21 protein-coding genes, 1 tRNA gene and 1 pseudogene are annotated in these 25,884 nt (G+C 71.2%); 15 read left to right on the top strand and 8 right to left on the bottom strand.

The annotated features are described in order from the left end of the window. Positions 1-33: 33 nt before the first annotated feature. Both H9622_RS14350 and H9622_RS14345 read right to left on the bottom strand, forming a co-directional pair. Positions 34-528 carry a hypothetical protein gene (locus H9622_RS14350; protein WP_191767106.1) on the bottom strand — a complete coding sequence of 165 codons (495 nt, stop codon included), beginning with the start codon at positions 526-528 and terminating at the stop codon, positions 34-36. 15 nt (positions 529-543) lie between these two features. Continuing rightward, positions 544-1,980, bottom strand: coding sequence for a sugar porter family MFS transporter (locus H9622_RS14345; RefSeq protein ID WP_191767105.1), 1,437 nt, complete (start codon positions 1,978-1,980; stop codon positions 544-546). Between the two features lie 177 nt (positions 1,981-2,157). Here H9622_RS14345 and rsmA point away from each other — a divergent pair, with 177 nt between their 5' ends. After that, complete coding sequence (rsmA, locus tag H9622_RS14340; RefSeq protein WP_191767104.1) at positions 2,158-3,006, top strand: 16S rRNA (adenine(1518)-N(6)/adenine(1519)-N(6))-dimethyltransferase RsmA; 849 nt, start codon at positions 2,158-2,160, stop codon at positions 3,004-3,006. 100 nt (positions 3,007-3,106) lie between these two features. Then, positions 3,107-4,024, top strand: coding sequence for a phosphodiesterase (locus H9622_RS14335; RefSeq protein ID WP_191767103.1), 918 nt, complete (start codon positions 3,107-3,109; stop codon positions 4,022-4,024). Here H9622_RS14335 and H9622_RS14330 read toward each other — a convergent pair. Next, positions 3,972-5,558: a stealth family protein gene (locus tag H9622_RS14330; protein WP_225222147.1), complete on the bottom strand. Its 1,587-nt coding sequence runs from the start codon at positions 5,556-5,558 to the stop codon at positions 3,972-3,974. The genes H9622_RS14335 and H9622_RS14330 overlap by 53 nt on opposite strands. A 183-nt stretch (positions 5,559-5,741) precedes the next feature. Here H9622_RS14330 and H9622_RS14325 point away from each other — a divergent pair, with 183 nt between their 5' ends. The 4 genes from H9622_RS14325 to H9622_RS14310 all read left to right on the top strand — a co-directional run bounded on the left by H9622_RS14325 (position 5,742) and on the right by H9622_RS14310 (position 11,037). After that, complete coding sequence (locus H9622_RS14325) at positions 5,742-6,809, top strand: aldo/keto reductase (protein WP_191767102.1); 1,068 nt, start codon at positions 5,742-5,744, stop codon at positions 6,807-6,809. Next, positions 6,806-7,732, top strand: a complete 927-nt coding sequence (locus H9622_RS14320; RefSeq protein ID WP_191767101.1) for a 4-(cytidine 5'-diphospho)-2-C-methyl-D-erythritol kinase — start codon at positions 6,806-6,808, stop codon at positions 7,730-7,732. Before H9622_RS14325 ends, H9622_RS14320 begins: the two co-directional genes overlap by 4 nt. A gap of 45 nt (positions 7,733-7,777) precedes the next feature. Next, positions 7,778-9,139, top strand: a complete 1,362-nt coding sequence (locus H9622_RS14315) for a GNAT family N-acetyltransferase (protein ID WP_191767100.1) — start codon at positions 7,778-7,780, stop codon at positions 9,137-9,139. A gap of 71 nt (positions 9,140-9,210) precedes the next feature. Then, positions 9,211-11,037 carry an ABC-F family ATP-binding cassette domain-containing protein gene (locus H9622_RS14310; protein WP_191767099.1) on the top strand — a complete coding sequence of 609 codons (1,827 nt, stop codon included), beginning with the start codon at positions 9,211-9,213 and terminating at the stop codon, positions 11,035-11,037. Between the two features lie 6 nt (positions 11,038-11,043). Here the strand turns inward: H9622_RS14310 and H9622_RS14305 are convergent, their stop codons facing one another. Next, entirely contained in the window at positions 11,044-11,541 is a 498-nt protein-coding gene (locus tag H9622_RS14305) for a MarR family winged helix-turn-helix transcriptional regulator (protein ID WP_191767098.1), read from the bottom strand. A gap of 114 nt (positions 11,542-11,655) precedes the next feature. On the opposite strand from H9622_RS14305, the gene H9622_RS14300 reads away from it, so the two are divergent. The 8 genes from H9622_RS14300 to H9622_RS14265 all read left to right on the top strand — a co-directional run bounded on the left by H9622_RS14300 (position 11,656) and on the right by H9622_RS14265 (position 20,535). After that, positions 11,656-11,727: transfer RNA gene (locus H9622_RS14300), tRNA-Gln, on the top strand. 1 nt (position 11,728) lies between these two features. Beyond that, positions 11,729-13,201, top strand: coding sequence for a bifunctional UDP-N-acetylglucosamine diphosphorylase/glucosamine-1-phosphate N-acetyltransferase GlmU (glmU, locus tag H9622_RS14295; RefSeq protein ID WP_191767097.1), 1,473 nt, complete (start codon positions 11,729-11,731; stop codon positions 13,199-13,201). Further along, positions 13,176-14,210, top strand: a complete 1,035-nt coding sequence (locus H9622_RS14290; protein WP_191767096.1) for a ribose-phosphate diphosphokinase — start codon at positions 13,176-13,178, stop codon at positions 14,208-14,210. Before glmU ends, H9622_RS14290 begins: the two co-directional genes overlap by 26 nt. A gap of 8 nt (positions 14,211-14,218) precedes the next feature. Beyond that, positions 14,219-16,930 carry a cation-translocating P-type ATPase gene (locus tag H9622_RS14285; RefSeq protein WP_191767095.1) on the top strand — a complete coding sequence of 904 codons (2,712 nt, stop codon included), beginning with the start codon at positions 14,219-14,221 and terminating at the stop codon, positions 16,928-16,930. Positions 16,931-17,018: 88 nt separating this feature from the next. Then, entirely contained in the window at positions 17,019-17,501 is a 483-nt protein-coding gene (locus H9622_RS14280) for an FMN-binding protein (RefSeq protein ID WP_191767094.1), read from the top strand. Position 17,502: 1 nt separating this feature from the next. Next, positions 17,503-18,408, top strand: a complete 906-nt coding sequence (locus H9622_RS14275) for an FAD:protein FMN transferase (protein ID WP_191767093.1) — start codon at positions 17,503-17,505, stop codon at positions 18,406-18,408. Then, entirely contained in the window at positions 18,405-18,962 is a 558-nt protein-coding gene (locus H9622_RS14270) for an MOSC domain-containing protein (protein WP_191767092.1), read from the top strand. The genes H9622_RS14275 and H9622_RS14270 overlap by 4 nt, the downstream gene beginning before the upstream one ends. 4 nt (positions 18,963-18,966) lie before the next feature. Continuing rightward, complete coding sequence (locus H9622_RS14265) at positions 18,967-20,535, top strand: FAD-dependent oxidoreductase (protein WP_404802877.1); 1,569 nt, start codon at positions 18,967-18,969, stop codon at positions 20,533-20,535. Between the two features lie 172 nt (positions 20,536-20,707). Here H9622_RS14265 and H9622_RS14260 read toward each other — a convergent pair whose 3' ends face one another. The 3 genes from H9622_RS14260 to H9622_RS14250 form a co-directional block, all read right to left on the bottom strand. Further along, positions 20,708-22,381: a sensor histidine kinase gene (locus tag H9622_RS14260; protein ID WP_225222146.1), complete on the bottom strand. Its 1,674-nt coding sequence runs from the start codon at positions 22,379-22,381 to the stop codon at positions 20,708-20,710. Continuing rightward, a complete protein-coding gene (locus H9622_RS14255) occupies positions 22,378-23,106 on the bottom strand; it encodes a response regulator transcription factor (RefSeq protein WP_191767090.1) in 729 nt (242 codons plus the stop codon). The genes H9622_RS14260 and H9622_RS14255 overlap by 4 nt, the downstream gene beginning before the upstream one ends. 73 nt (positions 23,107-23,179) lie before the next feature. Next, positions 23,180-24,175 carry an NAD-dependent epimerase/dehydratase family protein gene (locus H9622_RS14250; protein WP_191767089.1) on the bottom strand — a complete coding sequence of 332 codons (996 nt, stop codon included), beginning with the start codon at positions 24,173-24,175 and terminating at the stop codon, positions 23,180-23,182. A gap of 87 nt (positions 24,176-24,262) precedes the next feature. Between H9622_RS14250 and H9622_RS14245 the strand changes: the two genes are divergently transcribed. After that, positions 24,263-25,588: an FAD-binding oxidoreductase gene (locus H9622_RS14245; RefSeq protein ID WP_318247131.1), complete on the top strand. Its 1,326-nt coding sequence runs from the start codon at positions 24,263-24,265 to the stop codon at positions 25,586-25,588. A gap of 56 nt (positions 25,589-25,644) precedes the next feature. Here H9622_RS14245 and H9622_RS14240 read toward each other — a convergent pair. Beyond that, positions 25,645-25,884, bottom strand: a pseudogene (locus H9622_RS14240) (NADP-dependent phosphogluconate dehydrogenase); the annotation flags it as partial.

The raw sequence follows: 25,884 nt of genomic DNA, 5'->3' as shown, positions 1-25,884 counted from the left end.
GCCGCCTGGTGACGGGCAGGTTCCGAGCGGGGATCACGGCCATCGGACGGGACCGTCAGCGCACGCCGCCGTGCTGACGGCCTCGCCCTCGAGACACGCTCCGTCGACCAGCGAGCGATCGCCGAGCGGCTCGGTCAGGGCGACGACCACCTCCACGGCGTCGTTGCCGGGGCATTCGAAGGCTCCGGCGCCGAGCGGCTCGGCGTCGACCTCGATGACCACCTCGTCCGCGCCATAGGACACCCGCGGGCCGCGCAGCTCACCGGTCTTGCCACTGGAGCACCCGAGTCGGGTGGCCGCGATCCGCACTTCGGTGGTGCCGGTCCCGATCGCGGCGGGATCGACGACCACCCATGTCGCCGCGTCGCCCGGCGCGCCGGCGACCGGCGAAGGCGACAGCGAAGAGGGAGCGGGCGGGTCTGGGGCCGGAGTGGCCGCCGCCGGTCCTGGCGTCTCTGCGAGAGCGCAGCCGCTCATCGCGAAGGCGACGACGGCCACGGTCAGCAGCGCCGCACACCGCGTGATCATGACGCCTCGCTGCGCTCAGGTCCGCACTTCGCTGCGGCCGTCGTCCGACATCGACTCGAGCGTGCGGCCCTTGGTCTCGCGCACGAACCTGATGACGAAGAAGATCGCGACGAAGGCGAAGAACGTGTAGACGCCGTAGGCCAGGCCGAGGCCGACGGCTGCCAGCGCGGGGAACGTGGTCGAGATGACGAAGTTCGCCGCCCACTGCGCCGCGGCGGCGACCGACAGTGCGACGGCGCGGATGCGGTTGCTGAACATCTCGCCGAGCAGCACCCAGACCACCGGTCCCCACGAGGCTCCGAAGAACACCACGTACAGGTTCGCAGCCAGCAGGGCGGTGGTGCCCGCGGCTCCCTCCAGAACCGGTTCGCCGTTCACGATGGGCGCCGTCGCGAACACCACGGTGAGCACGGCCAGGCACACGAACTGACCCATCGCCCCGACCAGGAGCAGTGGCCGGCGTCCGATCCTGTCGATCAGCAGGATCGCCACGATCGTGGTGACGATGTTCGTCACGGAAGTGATGACGGTGATCGTCAGGGAGTCCTGCTCGGTGAAGCCGACCGCCTGCCACAGCGTTGACGAGTAGTAGAAGATCACGTTGATGCCGGTGAACTGCTGCAGCACGGAAAGCCCGATTCCGATCCACACGATGGGAAGCAGCCCGAACTTCGAACCGCGCAGGATGGAGAAGCGCGGGCGGTCCGGCTTGCCCTCGACCGTCTTCAGGATGTCGGTCGACGTCTTCTCCACGTTGCCGCCGACGTACCTGGTGAGCACCTCCTTCGCCTTCTTCATCTCGCCGCGCGCGATGAGGTAGCGAGGCGACTCGGGGATCGTGAGGGCGAGGAGCCCATAGATGACGGCGGGGACGAGCTCGGACAGGAACATCCAGCGCCAGGCCTCGAGCCCCAGCAGCCACGGAGCCGTCGCGCTTCCCGCGGCGGCGACGATCGCGGCGTCGGTGAGAAGAGCGACGAAGATGCCGGTGACGATCGCCATCTGCTGGAGCGACCCGAGGCGCCCGCGATGCTCGGGCGGCGACACCTCGGCGATGTAGGCCGGCGCGATCACCGATGCTGCGCCGACGCCGAGTCCGCCCACGATGCGCCAGAAGGACAGGTCCCAGATGCCGAACGCGAATCCGCATCCGAGCGCGCTGATGACGAAGAGCGCGGCGGCGAGAAGCATCACGCGCACGCGCCCGAACCGGTCGGCGATGCGACCGGCGAACCAGGCTCCGATCGCGCAGCCGATCAGCGCCGAGGCGACCGAGAACCCGAGCAGGAAGGGCCCTGCCCCGAACTGCTCGCCGATCGCGCTCACCGCGCCGTTGATGACCGCCGTATCGAAGCCGAAGAGGAAGCCGCCGAGCGCCGCCGTCGCCGCCACGAGGACGACACGCGCGATCGGTACGGAGATGTCGGAACCGGATGCTGGGGCTGAGCTCATGTCGAACCTCCTCGTTCGAGGCAGCCCGACAGCAGAACCGCCCGTGTCCGCCCACCCTGGCGCGACCCGCGCACGGCTGTCAAGGACGTGCGCGGCGCGCTCTCGTGCACTACCGCCCCGCGCGCAGCACCCCCCCGCGCGGCACGCCTCGCGCTCCCCCCTGGGTACAGTGAATCCATGCCCGTGTCCCTGCTCGGAGCCGCCGAGATCCGCGCGCTCGCCGCCGACCTCGACGTCACCCCGACCAAGAAGCTGGGCCAGAACTTCGTCGTCGACGCCAACACGGTCCGCAAGATCGTGCACGTCGCGGAGGTCGTGCCCGGCGATCGGGTGGTCGAAGTGGGTCCCGGGCTCGGGTCCCTCACTCTCGCGATCCTCGAGACCGGTGCCACGGTGACGGCGGTCGAGATCGACCACCGGCTCGCCGAGCGGCTGCCGGCCACGGCGGCCGCGCACGGCGTCGCCGACGGTGCGCTCACCGTGGTCGACGCCGATGCGCTGCGTGTCCGCGAGCTGCCGGGCGACCCCACGGTGCTGGTGGCCAATCTTCCCTACAACGTGAGCGTGCCGGTGCTGCTGCACTTCCTCGAGACCTTCCCCGGCCTCGAGCGCGGTGTGGTCATGGTGCAGGCCGAGGTGGGGGAGCGCCTGGCCGCGCCTCCGGGCTCGAAGGTCTACGGCGCGCCGAGCGTGAAGGCGGCCTGGTACGGACCGTGGCGCCTGGCCGGCACCGTGTCACGTCAGGTCTTCTGGCCCGTGCCCAACGTCGACAGCGTGCTCGTCGGCTTCCACCGCGACCCCAGCCCGCGCGGCGACGAGGACGAGCGCCGGCAGACGTTCTCGATCGTGGACGCCGCGTTCCAGCAGCGCCGGAAGATGCTGCGGCAGGCGCTCGCCGGCGTTCTCGGCGGGACGGCGGCCGAGGCATCCGCTCTCCTCGAATCCGCCGGGGTGGCCCCCACCGCACGGGGCGAGGAGCTGTCGATCGACGATTTCGTGCGCATCGCGAGGGCCCTGCGAGCTTAGATTTCGCTCAACGTTCCCCGCGCCTTCCCCGACGCCCCGAAACACGCCCGTAACATTGCGGGCAGTCCTGACTCGACCGCAGGGCGGGGGAGAAGACGCGATGCGCACCGCCGAGTACCCGGCGCCCGAGCGGATCCTGCTGCACCTCAGCGACACGCACCTGCGTGCCGGAGGATCCTGTCTGTTCGACCTCGTGGACGCCGCCGACCGGCTGTCGCGGGCACTCGCCGTCATCGAGGCGAGCGCCGTGCGTCCCGACGCCGTCGTGTTCACGGGTGACCTCGCCGACCAGGGGGAGCGGGAGGCGTACGCCGACCTGCGCGCACTCGTCGAGCCCTTCGCGGCCCGCGTCGGCGCCCGGGTGATCTGGGTGATGGGCAACCACGACGACCGCGCGACCTTCCGCCGCGCGCTGTGGGACGAGCTGGGCGACGCCGAGCCCGTCGACCGCGTCGACGAGCTGGACGGACTGCGCATCGTCACGCTGGACTCGACCGTCCCCGGGCACCACCACGGCGAACTCGCGGAGGAGCAGCTCGTCTGGCTCGCCGACGTGCTGAAGACCCCGGCGCCGCTCGGCACGATCCTCGCTATGCATCACCCGCCCGTGCCGAGCGTGCTGCCGCTGGCGGCGAGCGTCGAGCTGCGCGACCAGTCGCGGCTGAGGAACGTGCTGCGCGGCAGCGACGTGCGCGCGATCATCGCCGGCCACCTCCACTACTCGACCTTCGCCACGTTCGCCGGCATTCCGGTGTCTGTCGCGTCGTCGACCTGCTACGCCCAGGACCTCACGGTGCCGACGGGCGGCACGCGGCCCCAGGACGGCGCGCAGGCGTTCAACCTCGTGCACCTCTACGACGACACGGTGGTGCACTCGGTCGTGCCGGTCGACGCGCCGCGCACGCTCGAGCACATCGACGCCGACGAGGCGCAGCGGCGCCTGATGCTGGCCGGGGTGGGTCCGTTCAGCGACGTGCGGAGGGATGCGCCGACCGAGCCGATCGCTCTGCCGCGCTGACCTCGTCGCGCTCCCACGGCGCGCGGACGGGGAACATCCGGTCGAGGGACTCGCGCACCACGCGGGTGCGCAGCTGCTCGGGCACCTCGGTCTCGCCGCCGTCGTTGAGGCAGAACATGTCGACGTCGGTGCGCTTGGCGAGTCGCTCCATGCGCCGCAGCGACGCCGCCAGCGTGGTCTGCACATAGCGGGTGCGGGGCTCCCTGGTCGCCACCGCGCGCCCCGTCATGAGCGCGAAATAGTGGTACAGGCTGTTGGTGACCGAGATGTCGGTGGCGGAGCGGAATCGGGATGCCGCGGTGCGCGCGAAGTCGTCGGGGAACGCCTCCTCGAGCTCGGCCATCACGCTGCGCCGCAGCGGCGTGGCGCAGTGCTCCAGGTCGCGGACGATCCGGCGGCCGAAGCGGTCCTGGAGGAGCGCCCGGTTCACGCGGAGCCCGTTGTCGTGTCCGCTGCGATGCGCGGCGGGGTCGCCGGAGCCGATGCGCACCTCGCATTCGACGAACTTCGTCACGCCCGCCGGGGTGAAGAACAGCTCGGGCTCGACGAGGCGGCCGAAGAACATGTCGTCGTTCGAGTAGAGGAAGTGCTCAGCGAGCCCGGGGATGCGGTGCAGCTGCGCCTCGACCGCGTGCGAGTTGTGCGTGGGCAGTGACGACGGGTCCGCGAAGAACTCCTCGCTGCGCACGACGGTCACCTTGGGGTGATCGAGCAGCCATGCGGGCGTGGGCGAGTCGGTGGCGATGAAGATGCGCCGGACCCACGGCGCGTACATGTGCACACTGCGCAGGGCGTAGCGCAGTTCATCCACGTGGCGGTAGCGCGCGGGCCCGTCGTCGCCCTCACCGACGACGTACTCGGCCATGCGCGCCGCGCGCTGGCGCTGGAAGTCGCTCGACGAGCCGTCGACCCATGAGAAGACGATGTCGACGTCCTGCGAGAACTCATGAGGCTGGAGGTCGAACATGCCCGAGATCGTGCGCCAGCTGCGGCCGAAGCGCTCGACCCGGGAGAACGAGAGGTCATCGGCCGGCGTCAGCCGCCGGGTGTACGCGTTGTCGTGCGGCGCCTCGACGAGGTCGCTGCCGAATCGCCAGAACTCGACGCGGGCGCCGAGGGCGGAGCCGTAGCGGAGGCCGCCGGTGCGCGCGATGCGCGGCCGATACACGCGCAGGGCGGAGGGGCCGCTGCGGGACACCTCCACCTCGGTCGCCCGCTGGAGGGGCCGACCTTTCTGCTTGACGTAGAGCGGCTCGAGCTCACCGAGCCCGGCCAGCGCCGCCAGCGCCGCGTCGCGCGCGGCGAGGTCGACGACGATGGCCGGCACGGAGCGACCGTGCCGGATGAGCATCACTCCGATGCCCGCGCCCTCGAGCGTGTCGGCGACCAGGAGCAGGTCGGCCGTGCGGGCCTCCACAGGCGTGACGTCGTCGTGGACGACGTGCAGGATGCCGTCGTGGAGCGCGATGTCGGTGCGGCCGAGGAGCGTCGACCATGTGTCCTGGGGGGTGGGCACGACGGACAGCTGGGGCAAGGGGAACCTCCTTCTTCGAGACCGGGCGAACCGGTCCCTAGCCTCACAGTAAGCACAGTCCGTTACGGGCACGTTTCCGCGCATGACCCTTGACATGCGATGTCTCGATGTGCCTCTGCGAGTCGAGCCGGTCGACGGCTCCGACCCCCTGCGGTCGAGGCGATGCGCCGCTAGCCTTGACCGGTGACCGAAGAGCAGCGATACCGTGCCAACGGCGGAGACCTCCACCGCCCCTACACCGCCGCGGACGACCGCTACGACGGTGCCGTCTACCGCCCCGTCGGCACCTCCGGCCTGACCCTCCCGCCGATCTCGCTGGGCCTGTGGTGGAACTTCGGCGACAACATCCCGTTCGACAACCAGCGGGCTCTGCTGCGCCATGCGTTCGACCGGGGGATCACGCACTTCGATCTGGCGAACAACTACGGCCCGCCGTACGGCTCGGCCGAGACGAACTTCGGCCGCATGATGCGCGAGGACTTCGGCCGCTACCGCGACGAGCTCATCATCTCGTCGAAGGCGGGCTACGACATGTGGCACGGTCCGTACGGGAACGGCGGTGCGCGCAAGTACGTCCTCGCCAGCGCGGAGCAGTCGCTCCGGCGCATGAGCGTCGACTACGTCGACATCTTCTACTCGCACCGCGTCGACCCGGACGTGCCGATCGAGGAGACCGTCGGAGCGCTGGACACCCTGGTGCGCCAGGGCAAGGCGCTCTACGTCGGCATCTCGTCCTACAGCGCCGAGCGCACGGCGGTCGCGGCATCCGTCGCTCGCTCTCTCGGCACGCCCCTCGTCATCCACCAGCCGGCGTACTCGATCCTCAATCGCTGGGTCGAGGACGGACTGACCGGCGTGCTGAAGCAGGAGGGCATGGGCGCGATCGCCTTCACGCCGCTTGCGCAGGGCCTCCTCACCGACAAGTACCTCGGCGACGGCCCCGCCCAGCGCGCGCAGCAGCGCTCGTCCATGCCCGACGGCGCACTGTCGGAGAACGGGCTGGCGAAGCTGCGTGGTCTCGACGTGATCGCGAAGGAGCGCGGCCAGACGCTGGCTCAGATGGCGATCCAGTGGGTGCTGCGCGACCCCGTGGTCACGTCGGCGCTGATCGGGGCATCGCGTCCCGCGCAGCTCGACGAGAACCTGGCGGCGCTCGACGGGCCCGGCTTCACGGCGGAGGAGCTCGAGCAGATCGATGCGCTCTCCGACGGCATCGACGTCGACCTGTGGGCGAGGTCGGCGACCTCGTGAGCGAAGCCGTCGTCACCGACCGCGTCCATGTGCGCGCGCCCGGGAAGCTCAACCTGTTCTTCGAGGTTGGCGGCGTGCAGGAGGACGGCTACCACGACGTCGCGTCCGCGTACCAGGCGGTCTCGCTGTACGAGAACGTCTGGGCGTCGCCCAGTGACGACTTCACGGCGACGATCTCGGGCACCGTCGACGTCGAGGGCGTGCCCGCCGACGACCGCAACCTCGCGGTGCGCGCGGCTCGCATGGTCGCGCAGCGCATCGGCCACCGCGGCGGCGTGCACCTCGACATCGTGAAGAACGTGCCTGTGGCAGGCGGCATGGGCGGCGGATCAGCGGATGCCGCGGCTGCGCTGGTCGCATGCGATGCGCTCTGGGGTGCCGAGCTCGGCACCGCCGAGCTGCACAAGCTCGCCGCGCGGCTCGGGGCCGACGTGCCGTTCGCACTGATGGGCGGAACGGCGATCGGCACGGGCCGCGGCGATCAGCTGAGCCCCGCCCTCGCGCAGGGCCGGTTCGACTGGGTCGTCGTGCCGTCGTCGGAAGGCCTGTCGACGCCCGAGGTGTATGCGCACCTCGACACCCTGCGTGCGGAGCACGGCATCAGCGTGAGCGGCCGCGCCCCCGATGTCGACACGGGCGTGCTCCACGCGCTGCGGGCGGGCGACCCGGCCGCACTCGCCGAGCAGATCCGCAACGACCTGCAGGCCGCGGCGCTCTCGCTCCGGCCCGAGCTGCGCGCCGCGCTCGAGCTGGGGGAGCGCTCGGGGGCCCTTGCGGGGCTCGTGTCCGGGTCCGGGCCTACGCTGGCATTTCTGACCGGAGATCCCGAGTCGGCGCTCGAGCTGCAGGTGACGCTCTCGGCCGCTGGCCTCGAGGCGCTGCATGTTCACGGGCCCGTCGCCGGCGCCCGTGTCATCGGCTGAGCCGCCGCGCACACTCCACAGACGACTTCGATGGAAGGAACGACGATGACGTTCGACACCGACACCCGGCGCGATGCCGACTCGGCGACGGTGGATGCCGCGGCCTACCTGGTGGCGCCCGTGAACGAGCGCTCGCGCGCCCGGCTCGCCGAGAACGGGCTCGACTACCGCCTCGTACCGGTGACGGGTGACGACTACCCGCAGTGGCTGCAGTCGGTGGCGCGCGGTTTCCAGGACGGCGAGCGCAGCGACGAACAGGTCGCGTCGAGCCGGGAGCGCAGCGCGTACCGTCGCGTGACGGGCGTGTACGATGCCGCCGCGCCCGTCGCCGACGCCCCGGTCGCGACGATCGCCTCGTGGATCGGGCAGCTCACGGTGCCCGGCGGCGCCTCGCTGCCGTCGTGCGCGATCTCGGCGGTCACCGTGGCACCCACGCACCGCCGCCGCGGCATCGCGCGCGCGATGCTCGAGGGCGAGCTCGGCGCCGCAGTCTCTGCAGGCGCCCCGCTGGCCATGCTCACGGTCAGCGAGTCGACCCTCTACGGCCGCTATGGCTTCGCCCCAGCGGCGGCGAGCGCGTCGTGGCGCATCGAGACGAAGCGGGCGACGTGGATCGGCCCGCGCCCCGACGGCCGCGTCGACTTCATCCCCCGCCAGCGGTTCCGCGAGCTCGTGGCACCGCTGCACGAGCGCGTGCGGCTGCGCGTCGCGGGCGAGATCGACGTGCAGGGCAGCTTCTGGGACGGCTTCGCAGGCACCACCCCCACCGCAGAGAAGGCGGGCGAGAAGCGCGCCGTGCAGTACACAGACGCGTCCGGAGTGGTGCGCGGCGTCGCGGTCTACACGGTCAAGGAGAACCACGACGACTTCACCAAGGCGAGCGTGCACGTCGGGTACCTCCTGGCCGAGACCGACGACGCGTACGCGGCGCTGTGGCGCTTCCTGCTCGAGCTCGACCTGGTCGCCGAGGTGAACGCCGGCGAGCTGTCCGTCGACGAGCCGCTGCGGTGGATGATCGCCGACCAGCGGGCGGCGACCGTCACCCTGCGCGACCACCAGTACGTCCGCATCCTCGACGTGCCGGCGGCGCTCGAGGGGCGCCGCTACGGGGCACCCGGCGCGCTCGCACTCGACGTGACCGACGTGCTGGGCCACGCGGGCGGCCGCTTCCTCCTGACGGTCGACGACGGCGGTCGCGGCACGGTGAGCACGTGGTCCGACGGCGCAGCGGCGCCCGACGGCGCCGTCGAGGTGTCGCTCGGCATCGAGGAGCTCTCGGCGGCGTACCTCGGCGGAGTGTCGCTCGCGACGCTGGCCGCCGCGGGCCGGGTGCGGTCGACGGATGCCTCGGCTGCCGCACGTGTGTTCTCGTGGCATGTCGCACCGCGCCTGAGCATCTGGTACTGACGCGCGACTGGGGGCGGGGTCGCGGGCGGGCGTGATCGGAGACGCCGGCGCTCGCCTAGCCTTGAAGAGACATGGCACATCTTCTGGGGGCCGAGGCCCTGCACCTGGAGTTCCCGACCAAGGTCGTCTTCGACGGCGTCTCGCTGGGCGTCGACGAGGGCGACCGCATCGGCATCGTCGGTCGCAACGGCGACGGCAAGTCGAGCCTGCTGGCGATGCTCGCGGGACGCCTCGAACCCGACTCCGGACGCGTCACGGTGCGCAGCGGTGTGCGGGTGGGCGTGCTCGATCAGGCTGACACGCTCGACGACACGCTGACCATCGCGCAGTCGGTGGTGGGCGATCGCGCCGAGCATGACTGGGCGGGCGATGCGCGCACGCGCGACGTCCTCGCCGGGCTGCTGCAGGGACTCGACTGGGACGGTCCGGTGACCGGGCTCTCCGGCGGCCAGCGCCGGCGGGTGGCGCTCGCCGCACTCCTGGCCGGCGACCACGACGTCATCTTCCTCGACGAGCCGACGAACCACCTCGACGTCGAGGCGATCGCCTGGCTGGCCGAGCATCTCAAGCGCCGCTGGTCGGCGAACCAGGGCGGTCTGCTCGTCGTGACGCACGACCGGTGGTTCCTCGACGAGGTCTGCACCCGCACGTGGGAGGTGCACGATCAGCTCGTCGAGCCCTTCGAAGGCGGCTACGCGGCGTACATCCTTCAGCGCGTCGAGCGCGACCGTCAGGCGGCGGCCATCGAGGCGCGTCGGCAGAACCTCGCGCGCAAAGAGCTCGCGTGGCTGCGCCGCGGGGCGCCGGCGCGCACGTCGAAGCCGAAGTTCCGCATCGACGCGGCCAACGCCCTCATCGCGGACGTGCCCGAGATCCGCGACAAGACCGAACTCCAGTCCCTCGCCGTCACCCGGCTCGGCAAGGACGTCGTCGACCTGCTCGACGCATCGGTGAGCTACCCGGCGCTCGACGGCGGACCCGACCGCGAAGTGCTCCACCCCGTCGAGTGGCGCATCGCTCCCGGCGAGCGCACCGGCATCCTCGGCGTCAACGGCGCGGGCAAGTCCACGCTCCTCGGCCTCGTCTCGGGCGACGTCGAGCCCACATCGGGTCGCGTCAAGCGCGGCAAGACCGTGCAGGTCGCCACCCTGACGCAGCGCCTGGACGAGCTCGAAGAGCACCTCGACGACCCGGTGCGCGTCGTGATCGCCCGCCTGCGCACGACCTACAGCTTCGGAAGCGGCTCCAGGGCGCAGGAGCTCACCCCCGGTCAGCTCCTCGAGCGCATGGGGTTCGCGAGCGCCCAGCTCTCCACGCCGGTGAAGGATCTCTCGGGCGGCCAGAAGCGCCGTCTGCAGCTGCTGCTGATCCTGCTCGAGCAGCCGAACGTGCTGATCCTCGACGAGCCGACGAACGACCTCGACACCGACATGCTCGCCGCGATGGAGGATCTCCTCGATACGTGGCCGGGCACGCTCCTCGTCGTCTCGCACGACCGCTACTTCATCGAGCGCGTCACCGACCAGCAGTACGCCATCCTCGGCGGTCACCTGCGCCACCTGCCCGGTGGGGTCGACGAGTACCTGCGGCTGCGTGAACGTGAGCGTGCGGCCGCGGCGACGGGAGGAAGGGCGACGGATGCCGCGCCCGCCGCGGCATCGTCCACCCCGGCGCTCAGCGGGGCCGAGCTGCGTGCCGCCCAGAAGGAGATCACGGCCCTCGAGCGCCGGCTCGAGAAGCTCGAGGCGCAGATCACGAAGGCCCGCACGGCGCTGGCCGACCACGCCCAGTCCGACTACGTCGGGCTCGGCGCCGAGATGGCGAAGATCGGCGAGCTGGAGTCCGAGCGGGATGACGTCGAGCTGCGCTGGTTCGAGCTCACCGAGCAGCTCGGCTGACCGCAGTCAGACGTCGAAGCCGAGGCTCAGCTTGCGCAGCAATCCGGCGAGCCGGTCGCGGTCGCTGCGCGACAGTGTGGCGAGGAGCACCGCTTCGGCGTCGACGAGCCGCGTGATCGCGGCATCCACTCGCGTCTTGCCTTCACCGGTGAGGGTGACCAGGATGCTGCGCCCGTCGTCGGGGTCCGCCACGCGGTGCACGAGTCGGCGCCCGACGAGCCGGTCGATCCGGTTGGTCATCGTGCCGCTCGAGACGAGCGTCTGCAGCAGGAGCTGCTTCGGGCTGAGCTGGAACGGCTCCCCGGCGCGGCGCAGCGCCGACAGCACGTCCCACTCCCACGGCTCGAGGTCGCTGCGGCGGAAGGCGTCGCGTCGCGCCCGGTCGAGGTGTCGCGACAGACGGTCGACGCGCGAGAGCACTTCGAGGGGCGAGAAGTCGAGGTCGGGTCGCTGGGCGACCCACGCCTGGACGATGCGATCGACCTCGTCGGTCTCCTTGGCCATGCCCCCATTATCGAGGTCGCGCAGGGCGCACCCGTGACGCCCCGGCGGCAACGCCCGGGGCAGGCGCCCGCGGGCGGGTCTGGCAGACTTGACGACGGCCGCGGACCGCGGCGATCCGCCGTGGTGTAACGGCAGCACGACAGCCTTTGGAGCTGTGAGGCCCAGGTTCGAATCCTGGCGGCGGAGCATGACCCACAACAACGACGACCGCAGTCTCGCCGTGATCGTTCTGGCCGCAGGCCAGGGAACGCGCATGAAGTCGAGCACTCCCAAGGTGCTGCACCGCATCGGCGGGCGCCCGCTCGTGGGTCACGTGATCGACACGGCCCTCGCACTCGGTCCGGATCGGGTGGTCGTGGTCGTGCGCCACGAGCGCGATCTCGTCGCGGGCGCGGTCGTCGACGCGGCGCCCGGCGTCGTGGTCGTCGACCAGGACGAGGTGCCCGGCACCGGCCGTGCGGTCGAGCTGGCGCTCGACGCGCTCGACGACTTCACGGGCGACGTGCTCGTGCTGAGCGGAGACGTGCCCCTGCTGGAGGCCGACACGCTCGCCTCCCTGGTCGCCGCGCACCGCCAGGGTGCCGCCGCTGCGACGGTGCTCAGCGCCGTTCTCGACGACGCCACCGGGTACGGCAGGATCATCCGCGATGCCGACGGCTCGGTCACGCGCATCGTCGAGCAGAAGGACGCCACCGAGGACGAGGCATCCGTCCACGAGATCAATGCCGGCGTCTACGTGTTCGAGGTGCAGGCGCTGCGCGCCCACCTGTCGCTCGTGGGCACTGCCAACGCCCAGGGCGAGAAGTACCTCACCGACGTCGTGGCGCTGCTGCGCGATTCGCGCCTCGTCGTCGCGGCGGCCAGCGCGCCCGACGCCGCCGCGGCGCTGGGCGTGAACGACCGGGTCCAGCTCTCGGAGGCGGCGCGGCTGCTCAACGCGCGCACGGTGCGCCGCTGGCAGCTCGAGGGTGTGACGATCCTCGACCCGGCGACGACCTGGATCGACGTCGATGTGACGCTCGCCCCCGACGTGACGGTGCTGCCGAACACGCACCTGCTGCGTGCGACCTCGGTCGGCGCGGGTGCGCTGATCGGCCCCGACACGAGTCTCGTGACGTGCGAGGTCGGCGAGAACGCCGTCGTCACGCGCGCCGACGCGACGCTCGCGGTCATCGGCGCGGGTGCCAACGTCGGGCCGTTCGCGTACCTGCGCCCGGGCACGTATCTCGGCGACAAGGGCAAGATCGGCACCTTCGTCGAGACCAAGAACTCCACGATCGGCGAGCGCAGCAAGGTGCCCCACCTGTCGTACATCGGCGATACGACCATCGGCAGCGGGGTCAACCTGGGCGCCGGTGCGATCACCGCGAACTACGACGATCTGACCAAGCACCGCACGGAGATCGGCGATGAGGTGCACACCGGCTCGCACAACGTCTTCGTCGCGCCCGTTAGGATCGGAGATGGCGCGAAGACCGGGGCCGGGGCGGTCATCCGCAAGGATGTTCCCGCCGGTGCCCTTGCTCTCAGCGTGGCCCCTCAGCGCAATGTGGAGGGGTGGGTCGAGAAGAACAGACCGGGAACCGGGGCGGCGGATGTCGCCGCCAAGGCTCGGTCCGCACAGAAGGCGGACGATGGGGCGCAAGAAGAAGACCGTTGAGCTCGACCGCGACAAGGACATCGCGCCCGGACTGGTCGCCAAGACCAAGAAGCGCCTCGTCGTCGCCCGCGGCAGCTCGCACCCCGCCCTGGCGACCGACGTCGCCGCACAGCTCGGCACAGAGCTGGTCCCCACCGAATACCGCACCTTCGCCTCGGGTGAGATCCTCACCCGCTTCGAGGTGTCGATCCGCGGGTGCGACTTCTTCCTGATCCAGAGCTTCGGCCCGCCGGTCAACGAGTGGCTCATGGAGACGCTCATCATGCTCGACGCCGCCAAGCGGGCGAGCGCCAAGCGCATCACCGTCGTGGCGCCGTACTACCCGTATTCGCGCCAGGACAAGAAGGGTCGCGGCCGTGAGCCGATCAGCGCACGCCTGGTCGCCGACCTGCTCAAGACCGCCGGCGCCGACCGCGTCATGAGCGTCGACCTGCACGCCGCCCAGATCCAGGGGTTCTTCGACGGCCCGGTCGACCACCTCTTCGCCAAGCCGGTGCTGCTCGAGTACTTCCAGGAGACGCTCTCGCCGGACGACCGCGAGAAGCTGACCGTGGTCTCGCCCGACACCGGACGGGTGCGCGTCGCCGACACGTGGTCCGACAGCCTCGGCGCCCCGCTGGCGATCATCCACAAGCGTCGTGACCCCAACGTCGCCAACCAGGTCACGGTCAACGAGATCGTCGGTGACGTCGATGGCAGGGTCTGCCTGCTCGTCGACGACATGATCGACACCGGCGGCACGATCGTGAAGGCCGCTGAGGCCCTCAAGGCGAACGGCGCCGTGCGCGTCATCGTGGCCGCGACGCACCCGATCTTCAGCGATCCCGCAGCGCAGCGCCTGCAGAGCGACGCCATCGACGAGGTCGTCGTCACCGACACGATCCCGATCCCCGACGAGAAGCGCTTCCCGAGCCTGACGATCCTTCCGATCGCACCTCTGCTCGCGCGGGCGATCCACGAGGTCTTCGAGGACGGCTCGGTGACGAGCATGTTCGACGGGGCGGCCTGAGCCGAGCCATGATCGAGCCGCGCGCGGTCGACGAATACGACGTCGAGCGCCCGCACTCGCTGTCTGTCGGCGAGGTCGAGACGGCGCTCGCGACCAGGACCGCAGGACTCTCGTCGGATGCCGCGGCCGACCGGCTGCGTGAGGTCGGGCCGAACCTCCTGCCCGAGCCCCGGCGCACGCATCCGATCCTGCGCTTCCTCGCGCACTTCAACGACACCCTGATCTACATCCTGCTCGGCGCCGCGGTGATCAAGGCGATCATGGCGGACTGGCTCGAGTTCTGGGTCATCATGGCCGTCGCCGTCATCAATGCCGTGATCGGGTTCGTGCAGGAGGGCCGCGCCGAGAAGGCCCTCGCCGGCATCCGCGGCATGCTGTCCGCCGACGCCCGCGTGCGCCGCGACGGCGCGTGGGCCACGGCGCCCGCCGCCGACCTCGTGCCGGGAGACGTCGTGCGGCTCATGCCCGGCGACAAGGTTCCCGCCGACGTCCGCCTCTTCGAGGCCTTCCAGCTGCGCGTCGAGGAAGCCGCGCTCACCGGCGAGTCGGTGCCGTCGTCGAAGCACACCGATCCCGTCGCGCCCGACGCAGGTGTGGGGGATCGCGCGTCGATGGCGTTCTCGGGGACGATCGTGTCGGCCGGTCAAGGCCGAGGCATCGTGACGGCGACCGGGGAGCGCACGGAGATCGGCAGGATCCAGACGCTCGTCGGCGAGGCGGGGTCGCTCGACACCCCGCTGACGAAGCAGCTCGACTCGTTCGGCCGCGTCCTCACCCTCGTGATCCTGGGGATGGCCGCGATCATGCTCGCGATCGGCCGGTTCCTGCACGCCATGCCGTTCGACGAGCTGATCTCCGCAGCGATCGGCTTCGCGGTCGCCGCGATCCCCGAGGGGCTGCCCGCGCTCGTGACGATCACCCTCGCGATCGGCGTGCAGCAGATGGCCCGGCGCAAGGCGATCACCCGCAAGCTCCCCGCCGTCGAGACGCTGGGCTCCGTAACGACGATCTGCTCCGACAAGACCGGCACCCTCACGAAGAACGAGATGACGGTGGAGCGCATCGTCACGCCTCTGGGCGCCTACGACGTCACCGGGCTCGGGTACGACCCGGAGGGCGATATCAGGGCCCGCGGGCACGCCGGTGACGGCCGCGACCTCGCGGCGATCCTCGGTGTGGCGACCCTGTGCAACGATGCGCACATCGTCGCCGACGAGTCGACTCCGGGGGAGCGCCGGTGGGCACTGGTCGGCGAGCCGACGGAGGGCGCGCTCAAGGTCGTCGCGATGAAGGGCGGCGTGAAGTCCGCCGGCAGCACCCGCGTCGCGGTCGTGCCGTTCGACTCGGCGAACAAGTTCATGGCCACGCTCAACGAGGGCGCCGAGGGGTCCCGCGCGATCCTGGTGAAGGGCGCCCCCGACCGACTGCTCGAGCGCTCGGTGCGTCAGCGCGGCGCGTCGGGTCCGGAGGTCCTCGACATCCGGCTGTGGGAGTCCGTGATCGACGACCTCGGCCGAAGCGGCCTGCGGGTGCTTGCGGCGGCCCGCCGGCCGGTGTCGGCGGAGATGGGCGCGCTGACGGTGGACGACCTCGACGACCTCGAGTTCCTCGGGGTGTGGGGCATCCTCGATCCGCCTCGCCCCGAAGCGGTGGAGGCGATCGCCGACTGCCACACCGCTGGCATCAGCGTGAAGATGATCACCGGCGACCACGCGGGCACCGCGGTGGCGATCAGCCGCGCTCTCGGCCTCGCTCACGACGATGACGTCTCCGTGCTCACGGGCGCGGAGCTCGAGGCCATGAGCCAGGAGCAGCTCAAGGAGGTGGTGCGCGACGTCGACGTGTACGCGCGGGCCAGCCCCGAGCACAAGATCCGCATCGTGCGCGCGCTGCAGGCGCACGACGAGGTCGTCGCGATGACGGGCGACGGCGTCAACGACGCGCCCGCCCTCACGCGTGCGAACGTCGGCATCGCGATGGGGATCAAGGGCACCGAGGCCACGAAGGAGGCCGCCGAGATCGTCCTCGCCGACGACAACTTCGCCACGATCCGCTCCGCGGTGCGCGAGGGGCGCCGGATCTACGACAACCTGCGCAAATCGGTCGTCTTCCTGCTTCCGACGAACGGCGCGCAGTCGCTGGTGATCCTCGTCGCGGTGGTGTTCGGCTTCACGCTTCCGCTCACGCCGGTGCAGGTGCTGTGGATCAACATGGTCACCGCGATCACGCTGTCGCTCGCCCTCGCGTACGAACCCGCCGAGAAGGGCATCATGACCCGCCCGCCGCGCACTCCCGGCGGTCCCCTGATCGACCGGCGAGAGATCGGACTGGTGCTCGTGGTCTCGCTGCTCATCGGCGGAGTGACGCTGGGGGTGTTCGCCGTGGCGCTCGCGGGCGGCGCGGATCTCGCCTACGCCCGCACCGAGGCCGTCGCCATGCTCGCGCTCGGTCAGCTCGCCTACCTGCTCAACTGCCGCTTCCTCCGGATGTCGAGCCTCACCATCGACGTGCTGCGCGGCAACCGCGTGGTGTGGTGGTCCGCCTTCGCGCTCATCGCGCTGCAGCTGTTCTACACGTACGTGCCGTTCATGAACGATCTGTTCGGGTCGCGACCTCTCACCGTTTCGTCCTGGGTGCTTCCGGCGCTGCTCTCGGTCGCCGTGTTCCTGGCCGTGGAGGGCATCAAGGCGGTGCGCCGCCGCACCCTTCCTCAGAGGTGACTCATAGGAAACGTCGCGACGATGCAGGGACGCAGCCGCTAGCGTTTGCGGTGCACCCGCGTCCGAGGCCCGGCAGAAGAAGGACACCATGATCCGTCCCCCCGCATCCCGCCAGACCGCCACCGCCCGCGTCGCGACCGCTCTCGTGGGGATAGCCGGCGCCGTCGTCCTCGCGGGGTGCGCGCCGGCTGCCACCACCGGGCAGAACGGCGGCACCGGCGACACCGGAGACGGGTCGACCGGCTCGACCGGCTCGACCGGCGGCGGCGGAGGCACGTACGCCGACGGCACCTACACCGCCGAGGGGTCCTACCAGACGCCGGAGACCGTCGAGCAGATCTCGGTCACCGTGACGCTCGAGAACGACGTCATCACCGCCGTCGAGGTCGTGGGCGATCCGCAGAAGTCCGAGTCCGAGGAGTACCAGGGCGAGTTCATCGGCGGCATCTCCGACGTCGTGGTCGGCAAGGACATCGACGAGATCTCGGTCAGCCGCGTCGCCGGGTCGTCGCTCACGAGCGGCGGCTTCAACCAGGCGATCGAGACGATCAAGGCCGAAGCGGCCGCCTGACATGTCCGGCTCGGAGCCGGCGCATCCCGCCGTCGTCCCCTGGCGGTTCGACGCGATCGGCACGGGGTGGGAGGTCGTCACCGAGGAGCCCCTCGGCGGCGCCGTGCGCCGCCACGTGCTCTCCCTCGTCGAGCGCTTCGACCAGGAGTGGTCGCGGTTCCGCCCCGATTCGATCGTCTCGGAACTCGGTGCTGCCGGCGGCTCGGTCACCGCGCCGGCGGATGCCGCGGCGATGCTCGACGCCTACGCGGAGCTGTCGGCGGCCACGTCGGGAGCAGTGAACCCGCTCGTGGGGCGGTCGCTCGAGCGACTCGGCTACGGCGCGGACTACGCCCTCACGGCGAGTGAGCCCGTCGCCGCCCCGGCGGACTGGACCGAGGCGCTGACCTGGGACCGGGGCATCCTCACCCTCCATCGCCCTGCGACGATCGACGTCGGTGCCCTCGGCAAGGGGCGGCTCGTCGACCTCGTGGCCGCCGAGGTCGCGGACGCCGTCGACGGATCGATCGTCGTCGACGCCGGGGGAGACATCGCGGTCCGCGGCGCCCCGCAGCGCATCGGACTCGAGCACCCGTTCGACGAACGGCGCGCGATCGGCGTGTGGGCGGTGGCGGATGCTGCGCTCTGCGCGTCGGCGGTCAACCGGCGCGCCTGGGGCGACGGTCTTCATCACGTGCTCGACGCGCGCACCGGCGCACCCGTGAGGACGGTCGCGGCCACGTGGGCCGTGGCGCCGACGGCGATGCGGGCGGACGCCATCGCGACGGCGCTCTTCTTCGACGGCGGCCCGCGGCTCGCGCACACGTGGGGCGTCGAGTGGGTGCGCATGACCACCGACGGGCGCGTGGAGTGGTCGCCCGGCTGCGGTGCCGACCTGTTCACGCGAGAGGCTAGCGTGGAGAGGTGACCCCGTCGCCATCCTCCGCACAGGTCGTCGCCGTCGCGCGCGACGATGCCCACCGCTTCAGCAAGCCGACTCGGGACGAGATCACCCTCATCGCCGGCTACGGCGTCGAAGGCGATGCGCATGCGGGCGCGACGGTGCAGCACGTCTCGCGTGTGAGACGCGACCCCTCGAGCCCGAACCTGCGCCAGGTGCACCTGATCCACTCCGAGCTGTTCGACCTCATGGCCGAACGCGGGCACGGGGTCGAGCCCGGCGCGCTGGGCGAGAACATCACGACCGTCGGGGTCGACCTGCTGGGGCTCCCGCGCGGCGCGCGACTCGAGATCGGTGAGGGGGCGGTGGTCGAGATCACCGGGCTGCGCAACCCGTGCTCGCAGATCAACGGCCTCTCGAATGGCCTGATGAAGGAGCTCGTGTACCTCGACGACGACGGCGAGACCGTGCGCCTGACGGGCGTCATGTCGGTCGTCGTGTCCGGCGGCGTGGTGCGGCCGGGGGACGGCATCCGCGTCATCCTGCCCTCCGGTGCCCACGAGCCCCTCCCGGTGGTGTGACGTGATCACCTCGCTCACCTCGCTCTGGAACCGCGTCTTCGCCCTCCTCGGGCGCGTCTCGATGTACCGCGTCGTGTACGTCGCCCTCGCGACCCTCGCCGTCATCGCGTTCGCGCTGTCGTTCTTCGACCTCGTCGGCCCCGATCCCCTGGAGCTGATCGCGACGCTCGCGGTGCTCTCGATCGTGTGCGGGGGAGTGGATGCCGCGACCCAGCGCATCCTGCACCTGCCGTGGCGCATCGAGTCGTCGCTGATCACCGCGCACATCCTGCTGTTCGTCCTGCGCCCGACGCTCGAGGTCGCCGGCCTCGCCGGCATCGCGATCGCGGGGGCCGCGGCATCCCTCTCCAAGTACGTCCTCGCGTGGCGCGGCCGGCACATCTTCAACCCCGCAGCGGTGGGCGCTACCGTGCTCACGCTGCTGAGCATCGCGTGGCCCGATCTGGGCGCGTCGTCGTGGTGGGTCGGCACGCCGGCGCTCGCCGGCCCCGTGATCGTGCTCGGACTCGCGGTGCTGTGGCGCACCGAGAAGCTGCGCGTCGTCGCGGTCTTCCTCGTGGCCGCGGTCGCGATCGCCGTGCTGCGCACGGCCGCTCAGTCGCAGGCGGCGGGGCTCGACGTCGACGCGATGACGGTGTTCTGGCAGATCCTGTGGTCGTCGCCGTTCCTGTTCCTCGGGGCGTTCATGCTGTCCGAGCCGCTGACCCTCCCGCCTCGCCGCTGGCAGCAGTTCACCGTCGCCGGCATCGTCGGCGTGCTCGCGGGATGGCCGATCCCGCTCGGCGAGATCTCGCTCGGACAGGAGCGTGCGCTCCTCATCGGCAACGCCATCGCGTTCGCGTTCGCGGTGCGCACGGCGGTGCGCCTGACCCTCGCGTCGCGCGCCGACCGGACGCCGACCGTCCGCGAACTGACGTTCCGCGTGCACGACCGGCTCTCGTTCGTGCCCGGTCAGTACCTCGAGCTCGAGGTTCCCCACGCGCACCCCGACGCGCGCGGCACGCGTCGCGAGTTCAGCATCGCGTCGGCGCCCGACGACCTGCCCGAGCTGCGCGTGGCGTTCAAGGAGAACGGCGTCGCGTCGGCCAAGCCGCAGAGCTCGTACAAGAAGGCGCTCGCGCAGGTCGCCGAGGGGCACCGCCTCGCGATCACCGGCGTGTGGGGCGACTTCGTGCTGCCCAAGCGGCCGGCGGCTCCCATCCTGATGGTCGCGGCGGGCATCGGCGTCACGCCGTTCGTTTCGCAGCTGCGCCACGTGCGGGCGTCGGCCGAGGAGCGCGACATCATCCTCGTCTACGTCGCCTCGGACGCGTCGGAGCTCGCGTACCGCGAAGACATCGAGGCATCCGGCATCCCCGTGATCGTCTTCACGCGCGACCGGCCCGCCGATCTTCCCGCGAACTGGATGTGGGCCCGTGGCGTGCGGCTCGACGCCGAGGGCCTCATGCGCGTCGTGCCCGACATCGCGTCCCGCCACGCCTACATCTCGGGTCCAGCGGGGCTGATCGCCGACCTCTCGCCCGCCCTCGAGCGCGCCCGCTCGATCACCACCGACGCCTTCAGCGGGTACTGACCCCCGCGGCATCCGCTTCGACCGCGGCATTCGGCCGTGCCGGCGGTTGCCGACGCGCACTTCGCTGCGGTTGAGACTCGAGGGCGCTCGCTGAACCGCGCCGAGTTGTGGTCGGGATCGCCTCGACCGCGCAGATCGGCGCGGGTGAAGTTGGGGATGCTGCGGCGCGGGGTTACGCGCCGTCCGCAGCCGCGCCGTCCACCGCTTCGCTCGCCGCGGGCCCGGGGTCGCGGGGTCGGGCGGGAAGGCGCACCTCGAAGGTCGTCGAGCCGGGTTCGCTCTCGACGGTGATCGAGCCGCCGTGGGCGTCGACGATCGCGCGGGCGATCGACAGCCCCAAGCCCGTGCCGCCGGTCTGGCGTGCACGCGACCGGTCGGCGCGCGAGAAGCGCTCGAAGAGCTCGTCGCGGAGCGCGGGGTCGATGCCCGGCCCGTCGTCGTGCACGCGCAGCACCGCCGTACCTCGGTCGCGCGCCACGCCGACCGTGACCGTCGTGCCCTCGGGGGTGTGCGTGCGGGCGTTGGCGAGCAGGTTCGCGACCACCTGGTTCAGGCGCCCGGCGTCGCCGGCCACCTGGACGGGCTCATCCGCGAGCTCGAGCACCCAGGTGTGGTCGGGACCCGCCGGCCGCGCGTCTCCGACGGCTTCGAGCGCGAGCCGCGTGAGGTCGACGGCGCCGTAGACGAGCTCCTGCCCCTCGTCCAGGCGGGCCAGCAGCAGCAGGTCCTCGACGAGGCGGGTCATGCGCAGCGACTGCGCCTGGATGCGCTCGAGCGAGGACTCGGTCGTCTCGATCGTCGCGGCCGCGTGGTCCTTCGACAGGGCGCGCAGCGAGAGCTCCGAGTATCCCCGGATCGACGCGAGCGGCGTGCGCAGCTCGTGGCTCGCGTCGGCGACGAAGGTGCGCATGCGCTCCTCGTTGCGCTGACGGGCGGTGAGCGACGTGCCGACGTGATCGAGCAGGGTGTTCAGCGCCTCGCCGACCCGCCCGACCTCGGTGCGGGGGTCAGCCTGGTGCGCGGGCACGCGCTCGGGGATCGACACCTCGCCCTGATCGAGGGGGAGCGCCGACACGCGCTCGGCGGTCGCCGCCACGGCGCGCAACGGCGCGAGGCCGGCGCGGATCGTCCACGCCGTCGCGAGGGCGAGCAGGATGAGGCCGCCCGCGGTGAGCAGTCCGATCGTGGTGAGCATCCGGCCGATCGAGCTCGCGACCTCGTCGCGCGAGATGCCGACGACGACCACCGACGCACCGCTCGGCTGCCCTTCGACGCGGAAGCTGCCGAGCCCGTCGATCGTCACGACCGACGGGGTCTCGCTGCGCAGCCCGTCGGCGAGGTCGCCGATCTGGTCGTCGGTGAGCTCCGTCACGGTGGTGTCGGATTCCACGACCGCCGCAGTGGGGGCATTCGGCGGCGTCTGGATCGCGAGCAGGAACCCGGGCTGCTGCGGCTGCTCCTCGAGGATCTCCTGCGCCGTCCAGCCCTGCGCGATGTAGCCGCGAACCAGCACGGCGGTGCGCTCGGCGGCACTCGTGACCCGGCTGTTGAGGCCGTCCTCGAGCACGCCGCCGAGGATCGCGCTCGTCGCGACACCGACGAGCACCATGATGAACGAGGTGATCGCGACGACGGTCACGATGAGCTTGCGCTGCAGAGTCCAGGGGTGGCGAGCGGATGCCGCGGCCGAGGCATCCGTCCCCGTCCTGTCGTCGGCATCGACAGCGGTTGCGGCGCCGGCACCGGTGGTGCCGTCGCCCGCATCCGGCTCGGCGTCGGGGTCGACCATCGGCGCGGCTGCGGGCGCCGACGACTGCGCGGAGGCGTCGCCCCGCGCGTCGGTCATGACGGCGCCTTGATCATGTAGCCGACTCCCCGCACCGTGTGGATGAGCGGCTCGCGACCCTGATCGATCTTCTTGCGCAGGTACGAGATGTACAGCTCGACGACGCTGGACCGGCCGCCGAAGTCGTAGTTCCACACGCGGTCGAGGATCTGCGCCTTCGAGACGACGCGGCGCTGATTGCGCATGAGGTAGCGGAGCAGTTCGAACTCGGTCGCGGTGAGGTCGATCTCGTCACCGGCGCGCTCGACCTCGTGGCTGTCCTCGTTGAGCGTGAGATCGGCGACGCGAAGGATCGGCTCGGCACCCGAGGCGTGGGCGGTGCCCGCGCGGCGCATGAGTCCGCGCAGACGCGCCACGACCTCTTCGAGCGAGAACGGCTTGGTGACGTAGTCGTCGCCACCCGCGGTGAGTCCGGCGACCCGGTCGCTCACGGCGTCCTTCGCGGTGAGGAAGAGCACGGGCACGTCGTCGCCCGACTGGCGCAGCCGCTGCAGCACGGCCATGCCGTCGAGGTCGGGCATCATGACGTCGAGCACCATCGCGTCGGGGGCGAACTCCCGCGCCGCCTGCAGCGCCTCGAAGCCCGAGCCCGCGGTGCGCACCTCCCACCCCTCCATGCGCAGCGCCATCGACAGCAGGTCGGTGAGCATCTGCTCGTCGTCGACCACGAGCACGCGCAGCGGCGACCCGTCGGGACGCAGGAGGGCAGGGGAGGCGTTGGTCATGCGTCCATTGTGCTCGCGTTCCTATGCACTTCCTATGGAGCGAGCTATGCGCGTGCTGTGAGTGCGGCGCGCCTCAGCCCGCCGAGCGGGCGTGGGCTGCGAGGCGATCGAACAGCGCATCGTGGTCCGCATCGACGCGCTGCTCCTCGGGGTGCGCGTCGTAGTGCGCGAGGATGCGGCGCGCGCCCTCGTCGAACGTGATCGTCGTGCGGAAGTCCGGCACCAGAGCAGTGACCTTGGCGTTGTCGAAGACCATCGAGTGAGCCTTGTCGCCGATGAGCGTGGGGCCGAGCTCGGGCTCGAACGCGGCGATCGTCTCGGAGGCGACGTGGACGAAGTCGGGATGCCGCACCCCGGCCGCGTCGGCGAGCCAGCCGTAGATCTGGTTCCACGTTGGCGCGTGCGAGCCCGTGATCGTGAACGCGTCACCGATCGCGGCGGGATTGCCGAGGAGCCCGGTGAACGCCACGGCGAAGTCGTCGCTGTGCGTGATGGTCCACAGGCTCGTGCCGTCGCCGTGGATGACGACGGGGCGGCCCTCTCGCATGCGGGCGATGTCGGTCCACCCGCCGAGGGTGGGGAGGAGCCGTTCGTCGTAGGTGTGCGACGGGCGGATGATCGTCACGGGCAGACCGCGCTCGCGGTGCGCGGCGACGAGCAGGTCCTCGCACGCGATCTTGTCGCGCGAATACCGCCAGAACGGATTGCGCAGCGGCGTCGACTCGGTCACCGGCAGGCGGCGCGGCGGCTTCTCGTAGGCGGAGGCCGAGCTGATGAAGACGAACTGCGCGGTGCGCCCTTCGAAGAGGTCGAGGTCCTGCTGCACGTGCTCCGGCGTGAACGCGAGGAACTCGGCGACCACATCGAACTCCGCGTCGCCGACGGCATCGCGCACCGACTGCGGGTCGCGGACATCGCCGACCAGCTCGCGGACGCCGTCCGGGAGCGGACGCCGTGCCGAGCCGCGGTTGAGGACGGTCACGTCGTGACCGGCGGCGAGGCTGCGCTTCACGCACGACGCGCTGATCGTTCCGGTTCCGCCGATGTAGAGCACTCGCGTGGGGGTCATCGTCCGACCCTAGCCTGGCGGGCACCCTGCGGTCCGTGGCAGGGACGGGTCTACCGGATGTCGGTGCCGCCCGTTAGCGTGACGCGGGTGACTGATCTCTCTCTGACAGATCTGGCGGCCGGAACGGTCGTCAAGCCCGGCGACGCCGATTGGGATGCCGCCCGTTCCTTCCACTCCGGTGTGGGAGAGCCGACCATCATCGTCCGTGCCTCGACCGTCGACGACGTCCGTGCCGGCGTACGCTACGCCGCCTCCGAACGTCTCGACGTCATGATCCGGTGCGGTGGACACAGCGTGTGGGGTGCCGTCCCCGGCGGCCTCACGCTCGACCTCAGCGGTCTGGATGACATCCGCGTCGACGGCACGCTGGTGCAGGTCGGCGGTGGCGCCACGTGGGGCGCGGTCGCCGCCGAACTCGCCCGGCACGGGCTGGGCGTCAGCTCCGGCGACACCGCCTCCGTCGGTGTCGGCGGCCTCACCCTCGGCGGCGGCATCGGCTGGATGGTGCGCGCGTGGGGGCTCGCCGCCGATCAGCTCGTCGGCGCCCAGGTCGTGACCGCGCGCGGCGACGTGCTCGAGGTGAACGAGGCATCCCACGCCGACCTGCTGTGGGCGCTGCGCGGCGGCGGCGGCAACTTCGGCGTCGTGACACGATTCGACTTCCGCGCCCACCCGCTGACGTCGGTCGTCTTCGCGACCCTCGGGGTGGACGGCGACGCGCGACCGGTGCTGCGTGCGCTGCGCGACACGATGAGCACCGCCCCGCGCGATCTCACGGTCACCTACATGGACGTCCCGGCGATGGATCCGCATGCTCCGGCCGGGGCGACGATCACGGCGTGCTGGATCGGCGACGACGAAGACGCGGCCCGCGCCGCGCTCGCGCCGCTCCTCGCGCTCGACGCTGTCACCGAGACCGAGCTCCGCGCGCGAAGCTACCCCGACATCCTGATGGACGCACCGCCCGCCGACCCCGACCAGCCCATGCCGGGCTTCGTCGGCGGAAACACCCTGCTCGACGCACTGACCGACGACGCCATCGACCGGCTCGTGTCGTTCCGCGAGGCGAACCAGGCGTCCGTGCTCTTCCTCCGTTCCCTGGGCGGCGCCTTCGGCGACGTCGCCCAAGACGACACCCCGTTCCCGGCCCGCACCGCGAGCTGGTTCGCGATGGCCGGCGCCTTCGACATCCCGGGGCTCGTCCATGACGGCAACCGCCCGCTCATCCAGGCCGAGTGGGACGCGATCGAGGCGCTGGGGGCCGGGCTCTACGGCAACTTCACCGTCACGACCGATCCCGCGATCGTGACTCGGATGTACTCACCTGAGACGCGTGCGCGCCTGGCCGAGATCAAGCGCCGGTTCGACCCGCAGAACCGCTTCTGCCGCAACCACAACGTCGCACCGAGCTGACGCAGCCGACGACGAAGGCCCCCGCCGGCTCGGCGAGGGCCTTCGTCGTCACGCGATCAGTGCGTGTCTTCGGCTTCGATCTCGGTGCGGTCGCCGGACCACAGGGTGTGGAAGGTGCCGGGCTTGTCGATGCGCTGGTAGGTGTGCGCGCCGAAGAAGTCGCGCTGTCCCTGCACGAGGGCGGCGGGCAGGCGTTCGGCGCGCAGTCCGTCGTAGTACGCGAGCGAGGACGAGAAGGCAGGGGCGGGGATGCCGGCTGCCGCGGCGGTGGCGACGATGCGGCGCCAGGCGTCTTG

Origin of the sequence: Microbacterium gallinarum, from assembly GCF_014837165.1 — a bacterium.
Classification (GTDB): Bacteria; Actinomycetota; Actinomycetes; order Actinomycetales; family Microbacteriaceae; genus Microbacterium; species Microbacterium gallinarum.
Note: the sequence above shows the minus strand (reverse complement) of the source record. Positions and strands in the feature narration are given on the sequence as shown.